General features: G+C 49.2%; 7 protein-coding genes. 1 reads left to right on the top strand and 6 read right to left on the bottom strand.

What is annotated here, in order from left to right; genetic code table 11:
• Positions 1–85: 85 nt before the first annotated feature.
• The 3 genes from V0Z78_RS18660 to V0Z78_RS19185 all read right to left on the bottom strand — a co-directional run bounded on the left by V0Z78_RS18660 (position 86) and on the right by V0Z78_RS19185 (position 5,135).
• Positions 86–4,177, bottom strand: coding sequence for an Eco57I restriction-modification methylase domain-containing protein (locus tag V0Z78_RS18660; protein ID WP_336346192.1), 4,092 nt, complete (start codon positions 4,175–4,177; stop codon positions 86–88).
• Between the two features lie 357 nt (positions 4,178–4,534).
• Positions 4,535–4,768, bottom strand: a complete 234-nt coding sequence (locus tag V0Z78_RS18665) for a hypothetical protein (RefSeq protein WP_336346193.1) — start codon at positions 4,766–4,768, stop codon at positions 4,535–4,537.
• Between the two features lie 154 nt (positions 4,769–4,922).
• Positions 4,923–5,135: a KTSC domain-containing protein gene (locus tag V0Z78_RS19185; protein ID WP_409338765.1), complete on the bottom strand. Its 213-nt coding sequence runs from the start codon at positions 5,133–5,135 to the stop codon at positions 4,923–4,925.
• Positions 5,136–5,337: 202 nt separating this feature from the next.
• On the opposite strand from V0Z78_RS19185, the gene V0Z78_RS18670 reads away from it, so the two are divergent.
• Positions 5,338–7,977 carry an N-6 DNA methylase gene (locus V0Z78_RS18670; protein WP_336346194.1) on the top strand — a complete coding sequence of 880 codons (2,640 nt, stop codon included), beginning with the start codon at positions 5,338–5,340 and terminating at the stop codon, positions 7,975–7,977.
• A 70-nt stretch (positions 7,978–8,047) separates the two neighbouring features.
• Here the strand turns inward: V0Z78_RS18670 and V0Z78_RS18675 are convergent, their stop codons facing one another.
• The 3 genes from V0Z78_RS18675 to V0Z78_RS18685 form a co-directional block, all read right to left on the bottom strand.
• Positions 8,048–10,618 carry a TrlF family AAA-like ATPase gene (locus V0Z78_RS18675; RefSeq protein WP_336346195.1) on the bottom strand — a complete coding sequence of 857 codons (2,571 nt, stop codon included), beginning with the start codon at positions 10,616–10,618 and terminating at the stop codon, positions 8,048–8,050.
• Positions 10,619–10,962: 344 nt separating this feature from the next.
• Positions 10,963–12,138, bottom strand: coding sequence for a hypothetical protein (locus V0Z78_RS18680; protein WP_336346196.1), 1,176 nt, complete (start codon positions 12,136–12,138; stop codon positions 10,963–10,965).
• A 260-nt stretch (positions 12,139–12,398) separates the two neighbouring features.
• Positions 12,399–13,535 (bottom strand): DUF4238 domain-containing protein, encoded by a 1,137-nt coding sequence (locus tag V0Z78_RS18685; RefSeq protein WP_336346197.1) that lies wholly within the window; start codon positions 13,533–13,535, stop codon positions 12,399–12,401.
• Between the last annotated feature and the right edge of the window lie 262 nt (positions 13,536–13,797).

A 13,797-nucleotide genomic window follows, 5' to 3' on the forward strand; every position in this document is an offset into this window, starting at 1 on the left:
TCCCCTATTCCATATAAAAACCAACACCGATTATGCATATTTGTTCTATGAATACTATAATTATTCTATTCTCTAAACAATAATATTATGATACATATTCCTCTACTATCTCAATTTCCTCTTCAGTGAGATTGTAGAGGTCAAAGACGATGTCGTCGATAAGCCGATCGATCTTCTCAATTTTTTCGTTGAGTTCCTCAGAACGCTCCTTTGCTTTGAGATAGCGTTGAAGATCATGTGTAATGTCGTCAGAGTCAGGCAGGGTGATGGCTTTTAATCGGTCAATGGGAGAATTTGTCTTTGTGGCGTTGTCTCGGAATCCTGCAAATCCGTCGGCCTCATTGACAGCGACTGGTACGAATACCTCGATCATCGCAGCCTCTTCCTCGGAGAGATTTGCAAGCGTAAACGCCTCGAGGTAGTCCGTCTCCGTGTACCCCCAGCGGTCAGTCTCGTACTCGTCTTCGTTCTCAGGCTTGTACCGTGCCCTCGCGTAAATAGTGACGCGGCAACCGTCGCGTTTAGTCCTCACATCACCGACACGGAGCTTCTTGTAATCCTCTGTGGTCGCGTCAAGGATGCTGGAGCTGGTTGGTTGGAAGAAACCAATGTCTGGGAGAACTAGACCTTCAGTGTAATTGCCGAGATAATCGAGAAGTGAGAGATTGAGTTGGGCTCGTTCTCTGTGTAATTTATGTATGTCTTCAGTCATTTCAGCAATCTTTTCCCTGTCTTCTTGTGGTTGCTTAATGGGTAACTGTTCCATATATTGCGATCGAAATTCGTAGTAGATATCATCTTGATTGGCACCCTCTAATTTGGCAAGTACTTGTTGAAGATAGAACAGACACAGTGTACTATTTAAGATACCAACTAAATAGCGGTCCTCTGTTGGGATGAAGAAGCATTTATCATTCAAATAGAGTGGTCCAGTATGGAATGCAAATCGATTTTCTGGAGCAATAACAGGATAGAGGATTTTGGCCCCTTCAAAGTGCTCAATATACGCCTGCTGGGGCTGCTGTAGCTCGTACCAATTTTGTTCGGTTGCCCGGCCTTCTAAAGCTTCTTTGTACTCTTTAAGATGGTTTTCAATGGCGGGGTATTTGTCAATGTTGACACCATGATTCATGTACAGAAGATAGGAAGGATTATCTTTGACATAGTATGATCTGATGTCCCTTCCTCTAGCAATAGGTCGAATTATCTCTGCACTCTTTGGATCCTTTTCGATCAAGGAATTTCGCTTAGATTCATCAATAAAGAAAGCATTATTTAGTCCCGTTACAATACCACGTCCGATTTGCTGTCCGTTAACACACTTGATAAGTGGTTTTCCTTGAGCTTCGATTTTCCCCATTAATTCCGAAATCTCGTGAGAAACTAACCGCCATTCTTCACCCTGAAGGTTTTCAGAGTCAATTTCGTATCCGACTTGGTTAACCTTTGAAGACAAAAGCTCAAACTCCAGATTATCAATTGGAGCAAAAAGAGGATTCTTCCCAGATTTAGGATTCTTCTGGGAGATCACTATTGCCGACCGGACAGTAGCGTCAGGAAACACTGGTAATCCACCAAAGTCAATAATTTCATGGATAGCTGTCTGAGAACCGAGAAGAGATCGGACGTTCTTTCCATAATTTGAGCGGAGGAATTTGTTCGACACGATAGCGCCATACAACCCATCCTTTCTGAGGATACGTACTGACTGTTCTATGAAGTAAACATAAAGATCGGTTCGAGCAGCATGTGTATCGAATTCTGCTGTAAGATATTTCTTGGCTTTCTTGAACTTCTCCATCCGAACGTAAGGAGGATTCCCGATCAGCGCGTCAAATCCGGCATCTGTCTTCTGTTTACCATCCTCTGCGTAGAAGGCTACGGGGAACTCCAACTCCCAATGAAAGAATTGTTCCTCCTCGGCCATAGCCTGTGCAGACCGGAACCAAGCTTGTTCTTCAATCTCAATCCACGATTCGTTGCGAAGTGCCTCGGCCATTCGCTCATACGATCCCTCAGGAATGTCCACCCCGAACTGCTCGGCCGTATGCACGTTCGCTATTTCAAACAGGCGTTCATACAATGGATCACTCCGAATTTCCGCATGCAAAGCTTCCATTGACTTGATATCCTCAAGCGTATCATTGTCGTACGACAGCAACTCTTGAACCAAGTCCATCACATGATCGAGCGCATTTTGTCGAACCCGCGCAAACGCTTGATGTAACGTCAGCTGTCCCCCGCTATCCCCCGTATCGCCGCTCAGGACCTCCGAAATATCACTCCCAATCAGCGAATTGCCCTCTTTCAGATGATGATCCAAGAACGCCAAGGGCTGATCGGCCGCAAGCGTCTCCAGCCACATCGAGAGCTTCGCTAACTCGACGGCCATCCCGTTCAGGTCAACACCGTAGATACACTCCTTTGAGACGCGCCGCCGAACATCCTGCTCGTCGAAGACGCCCGCGACCTTCTCGACTTTCCGGACCTCCTGCATTACAGCGTCCGCCAGATAGCCTGTGGCTTTCGTCAAGAAGTGTCCCGATCCCATCGCTGGATCGAGCACCTTCAACTCCAGCACTCGATCCGCGAAGGCATACACGTACGCCTCAGTCCCCGAATTTAACCCCTCCTCACGAAGATCCTCCTCAATGTCCTCAAGGAGGGGATCGATCGTCTCCTCAACGATGTAGGTTACCACATAGTCGGGCGTATAGTACGCACCAGTGGCCTTTCGCTCACCCTCATCGTTGACGACGTAGAGCTCACCCTTCTCAACCGATTCAACCGCATCGGCGACTGTAACCTCCGTCGCGGGTTTCCAGACCTGACCACCGTCCTCCGAGACCGCCGCGTACTCCTCAGGCGCAATGCGGAATTCATGTTCGAGCAGGCCTTCGTAGATCGTTCCGAGGTGGCGCGTATCTAGATCCGCATAGTCCGCAGGCACGTACGAACCATCATCGGCCTGGGTGGTCGAAAGTCGATAGATTACTTCCGCAAGGTGGCGATTCGAAACCTCATTCTCAGTCAGGAATGCGTGCTGGTCGTGATCAAACAATCCGCCGTTGTACGCCGGAATCCCTAACTCCTGCTCACCAGAGTCAATAAGTCGAAAGAGGTCCTCCATGCGGCTCCACATGGTCGTCGAGTAGCTGCTATACACCTCGTCGAATCCTCGAGCGTTGTCGATCTCCTCAAGGATCTCATCCCGAAGGGCCTCTAAGCTGAAGTTCGATTGATACTCATCTTCGGCCCGTGGGGTATCTGGATCGATCAGCCCGCGTGACTCGGCGTACAGAATGAACATGAGCCGATAGAGCAAAACCAGCGATTGCTCTTTGAGCTCGTCCAGCGCTGCATCATCATCAGGATCGATCCACAGGTCGTTTTTCTCGACGAAGCCCTCACCGAGTACTCGAAGAGCTGTGAAGACGTTATCCTGCAGATCTTCACCGAGCTCTTGTGCTGCAGTCTCGGATTCGTTCCAGACTTCATCGAGGAAGGTCGAGCCCCCGATCTCCTCGAAGGCCGCCGCCCGGAAGAAGACGTAGAAGTATTTGAACTGCTCAACCCTACCCGATTCAAGCAGCTCAGGCAGGTCGATCTCGTAGTAGGTCTGAGTCTCGTAGTCCTTGGTTCCATACAGTCGCCACTTCCGACCGTCTGTGAGAATACCCCATTTGACGTCCTCGGGTGTTCGCTCAAGATAGAATTTGATTTGATGGGATGCATCACGGTACTGGCGTCCCTCATTGAAGCGCGTCGAAAAGTCGGTGTTCCACTTCTTGGCTTCTAAGAGGGCCACTGATTTGCTGTACATCCCATCGAGGTCGCCATCCTGTCGAAGGTGCGCGGCATCAATTCGATCCTGGCTAGAGGCAAAGAGTGTCCGGTCGATCTCGCCACGACCGGCCGTGACGTTCGTCTCGCTGAGGCTATCGAACCCCAGGACATCAAGCACCTCATCGATCCATTTGCTCAGGACGTCCTCCTCTTTGTAGGAGGGAAGCAGTCCGCCTTCCTGATTGTACGCCTCTTGGAGCTGCGAAAGGGCTGCTTGGGCTTCGTCGTCACAGTCCCAGGCATCGAGATCCGCAACACGCTCATCGAGATAATAGCCCGAAAAGAGATTCGAGTTGAGATAGGTATCGGATGGGGACGCAGCCTGACTCATTTGGATTACGAGGTATGTCTGAGCAAACGCATATGAAGATAGTGGATTAGTAGTTGGCATCAAAGTCGAGAACCATTAGCTTCCAATATCCCATGACGAATTTGAGTCAGTGAAAGTCACGTGCCGTTTTTCGGTCCCATTGGAGATCTCAAACAGTAGCGTAGCATCAATTGGACCAGAGAGATCAACCTGGCTATCAAGCGTACCTGTGAACGATTCATCGAGTGACTGTTCTCGACTACCCAACTGCAGGTCACCACTATGGTGAGTGAGCTTGACTGCCTCGTCTTTATCCCTGAGAACGGCTCATATTGAATAAATATAGAGAACCCCGTCTGTGCGATTGCTTAAGTCACATCATATATGAAAACGGTGCTCAGCAACGAATGTACCGCCCATTCCGTCATCAGCTTCATAGCCTCCCAGAGAATACGTGGTCTCTTCAATGTCCTTGATCTCCAATTCGCCGACTTCACGCTTTGTGCTTTTGTACTGCAGATAGACAGCAGACGCTGACAAGAAGAGAGCAACGGTAGTCGCAACATCATTCAACCCGGCTTGGAGAGGAAATGTAATTTGAGTAGTTGCCATTAGTGGTTCCCTCACGAAAGCTTTCATTGGAGAGCTATCTCTATCATATTAGGGTCAAATACATCTGATAAGATTCTGTCCCAGAGTGTACTCAGATAGTTCATTCTATACTATAGTTTGATCGTTCGCAGCGTTGAGTCGCCTATAGTGCTTTTCATCGGATCTGGGTATAATGGTAGGCATCTCGAATATTTCGGTGGAAATATTTTCCATGTGAGGAGGCAGCCATGAGTCCATTATAGATACTTATTGGAACATTTGAGTACTGATAGACACTTCCGTCGTTGAACTCAATCTCTAATATACGACTATTCTCATCATATCCGACACTACTCAAGTTGCTTGACGATACTGGAGTTCGGTTCATAGCAAAGATAATGACAGCAACCCAGGAAAAGGTATCCTTCAATATAGTGACCAATCATCCCTTACTGAGAATTTCACGAAGATCAGTCGAGACACATCCATTCGACGTTGTTTGATCGTTCAACCCGCTGCGCGCTCATTATATCCTCTTGACACCTCATGGGGAGCTATCTTTTTCCTTCTACCGGATAACGTCGAGTAACATGATTCAACGAGAAGAACTACTCAGGAAGGAATTAGAGCATCTCCAGGGAATTGGGAACATTGAGATCGATAGTCCAAGCGTTCTCGAACTCATCGACGCCAATACGTTGGTTATCGTGAGTAGTGAGCGGTTTCGGGGACCGACTCCAAATCAGATTGTAGCCGAGTACAATGTCCGTGAGTTTGACCAGGTGCTTGTGGTGCTTGAAGACGTCATCTTGGATGTCGCTCCATCACCGCTTCTGATCTATCCCGGAGACTATTCTATCGAAGATCCCCACTCGGTTGCTACTCATCTCGAAGCGATTCTGCATGGACAGCAGTCGCCAAGTGTACTCGATACTGCGGATGAAGACCTTCTGGTACAACTCCAAGAAGCCGAACTGCTATCCTACCAGACGCCTGCCGCAGCAGCGGAATTGTTGATTAATTGGACAACTACAGGTCAACGACGAACGATCCTGAATGCAGGATGCGGTATAGGACAAATACTGGTGGAAATCCGCGATCAACTCACCTCCAATGAAGAGGACACTCCGGACTACTCTCTCTGGGGAATCGATACCAGTCGAATTGCTAGTGAGATTGCCCAAAATTGTCTTGGGGAGGACGCAACGATACTAACGTCCGATTTTCTCGAGTTCCAGAATGAACACCGGCAAACCACCTTGGAGGACGTACAATCACGGTCTAGTAATACCGAATCAATTCCAGCGTTTGACGCAGTCATAAGTCATCCCCCTGCCGTGCGAACGTCCTCTTTGCCGGAGTCTACAAAGGAGACGATCCGAGATAGATTTAGCTGCCGTCGTCTTGATCAAGCGTTCGTACTCCATTCGTTGTCGCTCTTGAGAAATGGAGGACATGGAGCGTTTCTTCTTCCTCAGTCGAGCCTAACCGAAAAATTTCTCAAGTCGATTCAATCACGAGGGCGAATCCACTGTCTGACCCGTCTCACTAACGCTGAATTCCTTGCGCAGGGCATTGAGCCTGTTCTCCTCTTCTTAGAGAGAACTGAGATGAACAGCGGTGTTGATGACTCAATCAGACTGCTTCGCGTCGATAGTACTGAGATCACACCCGAGCACATAGGATTGCTTCACGGTCATGCCGACAACGCGGTAAACCGAGCACAAGGAATAAATGACGTGAGTATAGTCGCTGTCTCTCCGGATGAGATAGATCCTGATCTGCTCCCACTCGCGCTCAATGCCCCGGAAGCAGTCCCATTCCTTTTCTCGGAGACGTTTGATGAACTCGGTTTAGTCGCTCAACCCTGTACTGGCCTCACAACGGGTGCAAACCAATTCTTCTATTTCGAACGCGAAGAGAGAGACGAATCAGCCATTCCAGATGAGTTGTTCACCCCCGTCCTTCGTAAACTCTCTCCGGAATCTCACCGTATTACCGAACGAGACATTACTTGGTATCTTCTTGATCTTCGGGGCATCGTCAAGGAGGCTCGCGAAGACATCTCTCCTTCCGATGAGTTTCTCGACTGGCTTGCAGAACAGGGCTATCCATCGTTGGTCGATTATATCTCTGAATTCTGGCATCGGTTCGACTTTGACCAGGACCATCTGGATACTCTGATCCCAAGTCGTTTTACAGACCGGGTGAGGAACCCGGACTTAGTCACACAGGGAATATTTTCACTGGAAAGTCCCGCTCAGCCAGAATGGTGGCTGGTAGACATCAATGAGGAGGTCGTCTTCGATAGTACCGTGGTTGGAATCCACTGTGAGGAGGAAACACCTCCACTCGCTCTTTGGTCGATACTGAATATCCCACTGTATCAGAGGATCCAGAAAGACTCTATGCCACTCCTGCGTAATGATCCAAACTACGCTCGATTTCGAATCAGAGAGCTTCAGAGTCTTCCGATTATCGAGTCCTGTCTGAGTGAGGAATTTGCACAGGAAATGAAGTCGTTGCTTCCCGTAGACTCCGCACACAAGGAAATCACCCTGCGAAACCGCATTATCGAAGCGTGCAGTCCAGCAGAACGCGCGGCAGTAGATGCGGCATTCGAGGCGTTTTCACAGCATGCACTGACGTGGTTTCTCTCCGGAGAAGAATTGGAAAAGTTCCGAGAACGGATTGAAGGAGACGACAATCCGGAAGAATTCCTTCTAGAACAATTCGGGGATGATGTTCTCTCTGACGTCCAGTATACGTTCTCGCGAACAGGCTTATTCGAGGGGCGACGGGAGGTGTTACTGGATCTCGTCGAACTATTCGACCAAGAGCGTTATCAGACGTTTCTCGTTGGATTGGCGTCCCAGTTTGAGGGAGTCCTCGTCGACTATGTCGAAGAAACCGGAGGCCGTATCGAATTTGAAATTCGAGAGGTTGAGCAAGACGGTGAGATGACTGAAATCGAGGTTCTCGTTTTCTATCGTCCAGGTCGACAGGAGGGGAAGAAAAAGGACCTCAAACGACTTTTTGACGAATTCTTTGAGGGAGAATATCTCAGGTATCTTCAGGAAACGGTACGGGAACGCCGAAACGAACTCGCTCACGGCTCGTTGGTCGACAACCCGGAACAGACAGCAGTGGTGTTACTAGTCACCTTTTTCGGAATGATCAATAACATCCTCCATCGCTATAACCGGCATCTTGCCCGGGTTGGTGAGTAGGCTCATGAGCGGCTAGCGCTCAATTTGATTCGAATACGGTCAAGTCAGTAAGTACAGTGAGAGAGACGAGTCAGACCGATCGCCGATACTTATCGTTCCGATCGCGGAAGGCCTGTTCACCGCCCTCTAGGATACTCTGAGTCTTCATTTTGATACGCTCGTTGTCGATAGAACCACACGTGCTATAGAACCCCCTTCGTCCGTTTGCGTCCATCACGATGATCTGCTCTGCGTCACCCAGTACAGGGATATTTGCATTGTGTGTCGCGGTGATAATCTGCCGGTCATGCTTGATAGAGCGTATGAGCTGCACGACTTCAGAGAAGATGAAATTGTTGTCCAGCATATCCTCAGGCTGATCGATAATTAATGGAACATCACGCTCGATCATTGTAATCGAAAGCAATGTCGTACACTGCTGACCGTCAGACATCTCATCAAGCGATTTCCAGCCTCCGTCGTTCAGCTCAAAAATCGGCTCGTCTCGGACCTCAAGCAACTCAAGCTCTGTCAGCCGCTCGTTGAGGTCATCATGCGTGACAAAGTTCTCCGCACTAGTCGGTGGACAATCAGCCTCCGCAATGAGTCGATCGGTATCATCTGTTCGAACGATCTCAGCGAGCGTACGTGGTTCAAATGTCTTTGCAATAGCTTCCTTATGCCTCGTGTAAACACCCGACCCCTCAAGGACGTGGTTGATCCAGTCGATATACTCTATTCGATTCGCTTGGCTTTCGAGTGAGACTCTTACGTCATTCAGCTCGCCGTTTAGTGTCGAAATACCGTCCTGACGTGCCTCCGTAAGCGCTCGCCGAGCCTCAGCCAGGTCACCGAACAGTTCGTCTTTCTGTGTTTTCGCTTTCTCCAGTTCCTTGCGCATCGTCTCCAGTTCCTCTGAGACCCCGTGTAGCTCATGCATTTCCGAACGTATCTCGAAGAACTGGTCGACATCGACATCGATTTCCTCATGAATCTCGTCGGCAAGGCGCGAGTGTTCTCGCTCCCGCTTCTTGTTGGCTTGGTTCCATTCCTCTCGGACCTCACTAATTTCGGATTGAGCCTCAGCGACAGTTTCTTCTAGACTCTCCTGTAATTCTTCGACGTCGGCACGGAGATTCTCCACAATGGAATTGGCATCTTCCAATAGTTCTTGGTTAGGACCACTAGTTGGAGAGATCTCGTTGATGACACCTGTAAGGTCCATACCACCCACTTTCTCATCGACTTCTTCGACTCCCTCAATCGCAGTAGCTAGGTTCGCACGCTCTTCTTCCCATTCTTCTTGGCCCTCGACGTACTCGTCAACACCCTTCTCACTCATCACCTCGATCTGTTCACGGAGTGTTTCGTAGTAATGCGTTTTATCGATAAGTTGGTCGACTTCATTCTGCATCGTCTGAACTTGGAGTGACTGGTCCTTGATTTCTGCCTTGGTCTCTTCACGGTCCCTCTTGAGTTCTGCTAGATCAAAATAGGTGTCCAACAGTTCAAGCTGATTCGTCTCGTTCCGTGCGAGATTGATGAGTTCCCGTTGGCTGTGTATCTCTGCGTCAAAGAACTCCTGCCGAAAGCGGTCAATAGGGATTGAAAGTGGTTCCTCAGCAGTGCTTTCATCATCGGAGACACGGTAGATTACGGGCGCAGAATTATATTCCCGAACAATTTCGTACTGGTCGCCGGTGTTGCCCGTCAACCGGAGCCTTACAATCCCATCGGGAGCAAGAGTCCATTTAATAAGTGCAGCACATTCAGCAGCGATATCTTCGGAACGAGGCTCGATATCTAACACGTAGCGAATATGCTCAAGCACAGATGACTTCCCAGTCCCCTTTCCACCAATGAGACTATTGAGATTCTTATTGAATTGTAGTTTCCGGGGCTCTAAGAACCCGTTTTTGACTTGAAGCGAATCTATGCTCATGTGCGTGTTGAGCTGCCGCTGTACAGACATACGAGACCCAGGATCGGATAGAGCCATTCGAAAGCCCTCGAATGTAGGAGCATCCATCTTGAGGTACGTACACCGTTCTCCGATGCTATCGAGATTGTGTGCGTCAGATGAGCGAATGTGGGCGAATTCTGGGAACTGGTCAGCGGTGTCAAGAGATACTATCTCCAATGCTGCGACTTTATCTGGGTCGAACGTCCGCTGTCGAGTAGGATTGTTCCGGTTGGCAAGCTCATGATGGGCCCCAGCATTCTGATCGATATGTGCAAGAATTGGGAGTCCGCCAGCATCCCGTACTGTATCGCAAATTGATGGAATTGTTGCGTCAGCAATGGCTGTCTCGGGATCGGTTCCTAATCCGATTTCATGCATGACTCCACTTATCGCAGGTGCGTTATCTGGCGGAAAGATTGCAGTCATGTGGATCTGATTTTCGCCGCTTTGCCCTGTCGTAATCTCAACCCCAGGCAGCACAGTCACGGGTTCAGCCTCCGCGGCTTCAACTAATTCTTCGTAATAGCCATCCGTATTATGGTCGGTGATAGCTACAAGTTCTATGTTCTCTTCGACGAAACGTTCAATGAGATCACTCGGCTCGGCCTCATCATCTTGATAATCATATGATTCAGGTGTATGAATATGAAGATCAGCTTTAATGAACCGCGCGCCCCCCGGCGTTTGACTTTCACTCATCAATAGACATTGATCTGAATCTTACTTCATATAATTTTGCATGTGTCGACACCGCCAATGTTATTTAGATAGATCCCCGGGATGAACCTCTGTGGTTATTTGTTGACTGAAACGTGCTGTGAAGTCAGTGTACATCGCCCAAATTACTCAGAGTCTATCAGGAACGTCGTGACCGACTCAGAAGAGGTATTCAGCAGACAGACATCATTTGGTTCGCCCTCACGAAAGCATTTAAAGAAGCCATCGGCAAATTGAGCAAGAAAGTATTCGAAATGGCTGACGAGTAAAATCCAGTTATCTATCTCCGTGACTTTCTCAAACGGCTGGGTATGGACAATTCCCGATTAGTCTCGTGGATCCCACTCGTATCGTATTTCACCGTTCTCTTTGATCTCATTGTAGTGTAGCGATCCTGGCCACCCTGTTCGCATCCACAGTCGATACAGTGGTTGCTGAAGGATTGTGGGTACATCAGTGTCGTATCGATCAATACGGATCTCCCCGAACCGAAAGACATCGTCACCGATCTCCCGACGGTTATGTGGCCCCCATATCGGCTTGGGGACATAGATAGTATACTCCGCAGCGTTGAGCACTGTTAGATAAGTGTAGAACGGCGGATTGATACCGACCTCCGCGTACCAGTCCAAAGCGTCCTCGACAAAGTCGACAACGTATTTGTCAATCATCGTCGTTAGCTCCGGATTGTCGGTCTGAGGGAGGATATCAACAGTGACCACTTCCGCCCACCCGTCTTCGTGGAAACAGGCATAGGATGTGAACGGATTCTCTCCGTTCAAACCATTGTTATCCCCAGTAATCACGAAATCGCCGTACTGTTGGGTATACCCGCTCCTTCTGAATCCTGGTGGATCAGGGAGCTCAGACCCCAATCGGTCGTGGTCGCTGCCGAATGCCTCGGCAGGAATCATATGTACTGTGAGGATCGGTCGTTCCTCCCGCCCGGTCAGATCATCCTCGGGTTCGATGGATCCATAATATCCATTGTACGCTTGCAATTCTTCGATTCGAGACTGGTAGAACTCTTGTGCGTCTTCCTCTGGGTCCTCAAATGCACGATTTGGATTGATACGAAGGTGATCACGGATGAGATCGTGATTATCTGGATTACCCTGAAGCTTGTTTCTGAGCCGTTGCAAGTCTAGTATCTGGACTCTCCATCCGTATTCGTCTGAGATCTCGTCCTCCAATCGGTCCCGTTTACTGCCGGAGGGGTTCTGTGTCGTGGCGAAAATGAAAATATCGTAGCTGTCATTACGGCTAGCAGCTTTCTGTGCGTCATTTCGGAGCTTGTTCTCGAGGTCTTGGCTGATGCTGCAGTGGAGAATACCTTGTTCGTCGTTACGAGAAAGAAGGGCGTCCCGTTTATTGTCGGGACCGCGGGTGCCGGTTGGGTTGACATTATAGCCTTCGCGTTGGAGGAGATCAGAAGCGAGTTGCTCAAGTTGAGCTCCGTCCCCGATCGCCTGGAGAACGGCTTCGATTCGGGTGTTTGGCATTACAAGAATGGTCCAGCGCGTTTAGGATAAAGGTGCGGACCTTATTCTTAGATGGACTGTTGACCGCTCTGTACTCCATTTGCGAGATAGATGGCTGCCAATGCTACGAGTCCGATATAGTCAACTCACTACTCCATGATACAGACTACTAAGACCTCAAAGAACACGAGATCTGAAGTAGTAGCGTAAGGAATCCTTGTGCAACGATCGCTATCTCCGAAACATTGTGTTGCACAAGGGCGACCCGTTATAAGCTAAAATCAGGAAAACCATTCGGTCAAGTATTGTATTGTAGCGATCAGGGAGACATCAGGGTAGCCGTACGCTTCCGTAGAAATCTGCTGGGCAAGTTGCTGCAGTCGTTCGACTCGTGCTGTCGGTCGTCTCTCAGTATAGGGAATTGTTCGGTTAATTCGATATGCGGGAAGGTCGGGCGAAGCAGCAGGGACTTGGTACGGTGGCGTTTTCTCAACGTCATATGTTTCACCGGTCGCAAGCTCATGTTCCTGGCTGATCGTTATTCTTGATCGCACCGTGTCCATTTGCTCGCGGAGCTCGTTCAAGTACTCTGTCGAGGAGTTCCGATGCATGACGATGCTATCTGCGTTATGGAACTGGAGGAGATTCAGTTCGTCAACGACGGACGTAGACTTGATGAGGACCTGCTCTCGAGAGTTCGACTTGATAGAGTAAATAAGCGGGTCGTAGAGAAAGAGGAGTCGTGAGGAATCAATAGGACAGTAGATCTGTGTACCACGTTCAGCTAAGCCAGCTGGTCCCATGCCGGTCTGGCGTTTGAAACGTGGATTGTCTAATACAATCGGGAGGTCAGAAATCACGAATTCCTTGTTAGTTGTGTTGCAGAGCAGTACACCGTCAAGATCGTTAATAGAGAGATAGCCGAGGACGCCTTTAACCATCAAAGAAAGATGAATACCGAGAATCGACGCATCAACTAGCGTGTCTTCTCGCTCGTCGGTAGTGAGATCGGTCGTCCACTGGAGAAGGTCCTCGTACCGATTGTTAGTTATATCGGCTTGAACCCCGCCACGGAGGATTTCATCCCCTGCCGCGATATCCTCTTGCGTGAACTTCGACCGGGTACGCTGTGTTGTTACAAAGGAGAGAAGGAGCGCTGTTTCGGCGCGAGTAAGGCTGGAAAGCGAACTTCCGGAGTGGAGGGTCTTCAGCGGGCGGTGGTGGAGGTCTTCCAAATCGCTGAGTTCTTGTTCAACGTGCGGGGGGTTGCCGTAGAGATAGTCTTCTGAGCAGACCTTGCTAATGTGCGTTGCCGGGACGGAACCGTGTTCTAAGTGGAAGACTTCAATTCGGTCGTTGATAGCCCAGCCGCGGAGGAAGTGTTGCGGAACGTAGTGCTGATTCTTCCACTCAGCCATTCACTGATACTAGATATGGGAGGTATGAACATAATATTGCGGGTAGAACATAGAACGGTCCTATTGGTTGCAACATCTCGGTCGATTCCCACACTAATGAGTCATACGCACACGCAACGAACTTCGCGTTTTGTTCGTTGTGAGGTTCTTCAAGCAGGTCCATCATTGGAACAATGAGATCGGCGAAGTGTCTCCACTCAAAATTCAGGCAATGGAAGGAAGGAGCTGTAAGGTTCTATCCAAGATCCGACTTGGTTAACAA

It is taken from the genome of Halalkalicoccus sp. CG83 (assembly GCF_037081715.1).
In the GTDB taxonomy this organism is placed as follows: Archaea; Halobacteriota; Halobacteria; order Halobacteriales; family Halalkalicoccaceae; genus Halalkalicoccus; species Halalkalicoccus ordinarius.

Excerpts from the sequence above, each read along its gene's own strand:
- V0Z78_RS19185 (WP_409338765.1), bottom strand. The coding sequence starts at position 5,135 with ATGAACCGAACTCCAGTATCGTCAAGCAACTTGAGTAGTGTCGGATAT.
- V0Z78_RS18670 (WP_336346194.1), top strand. The coding sequence starts at position 5,338 with ATGATTCAACGAGAAGAACTACTCAGGAAGGAATTAGAGCATCTCCAG.
- V0Z78_RS18665 (WP_336346193.1), bottom strand. The coding sequence starts at position 4,768 with ATGGCAACTACTCAAATTACATTTCCTCTCCAAGCCGGGTTGAATGAT.
- V0Z78_RS18680 (WP_336346196.1), bottom strand. The coding sequence starts at position 12,138 with ATGCCAAACACCCGAATCGAAGCCGTTCTCCAGGCGATCGGGGACGGA.
- V0Z78_RS18660 (WP_336346192.1), bottom strand. The coding sequence starts at position 4,177 with ATGAGTCAGGCTGCGTCCCCATCCGATACCTATCTCAACTCGAATCTC.
- V0Z78_RS18685 (WP_336346197.1), bottom strand. The coding sequence starts at position 13,535 with ATGGCTGAGTGGAAGAATCAGCACTACGTTCCGCAACACTTCCTCCGC.
- V0Z78_RS18675 (WP_336346195.1), bottom strand. The coding sequence starts at position 10,618 with ATGAGTGAAAGTCAAACGCCGGGGGGCGCGCGGTTCATTAAAGCTGAT.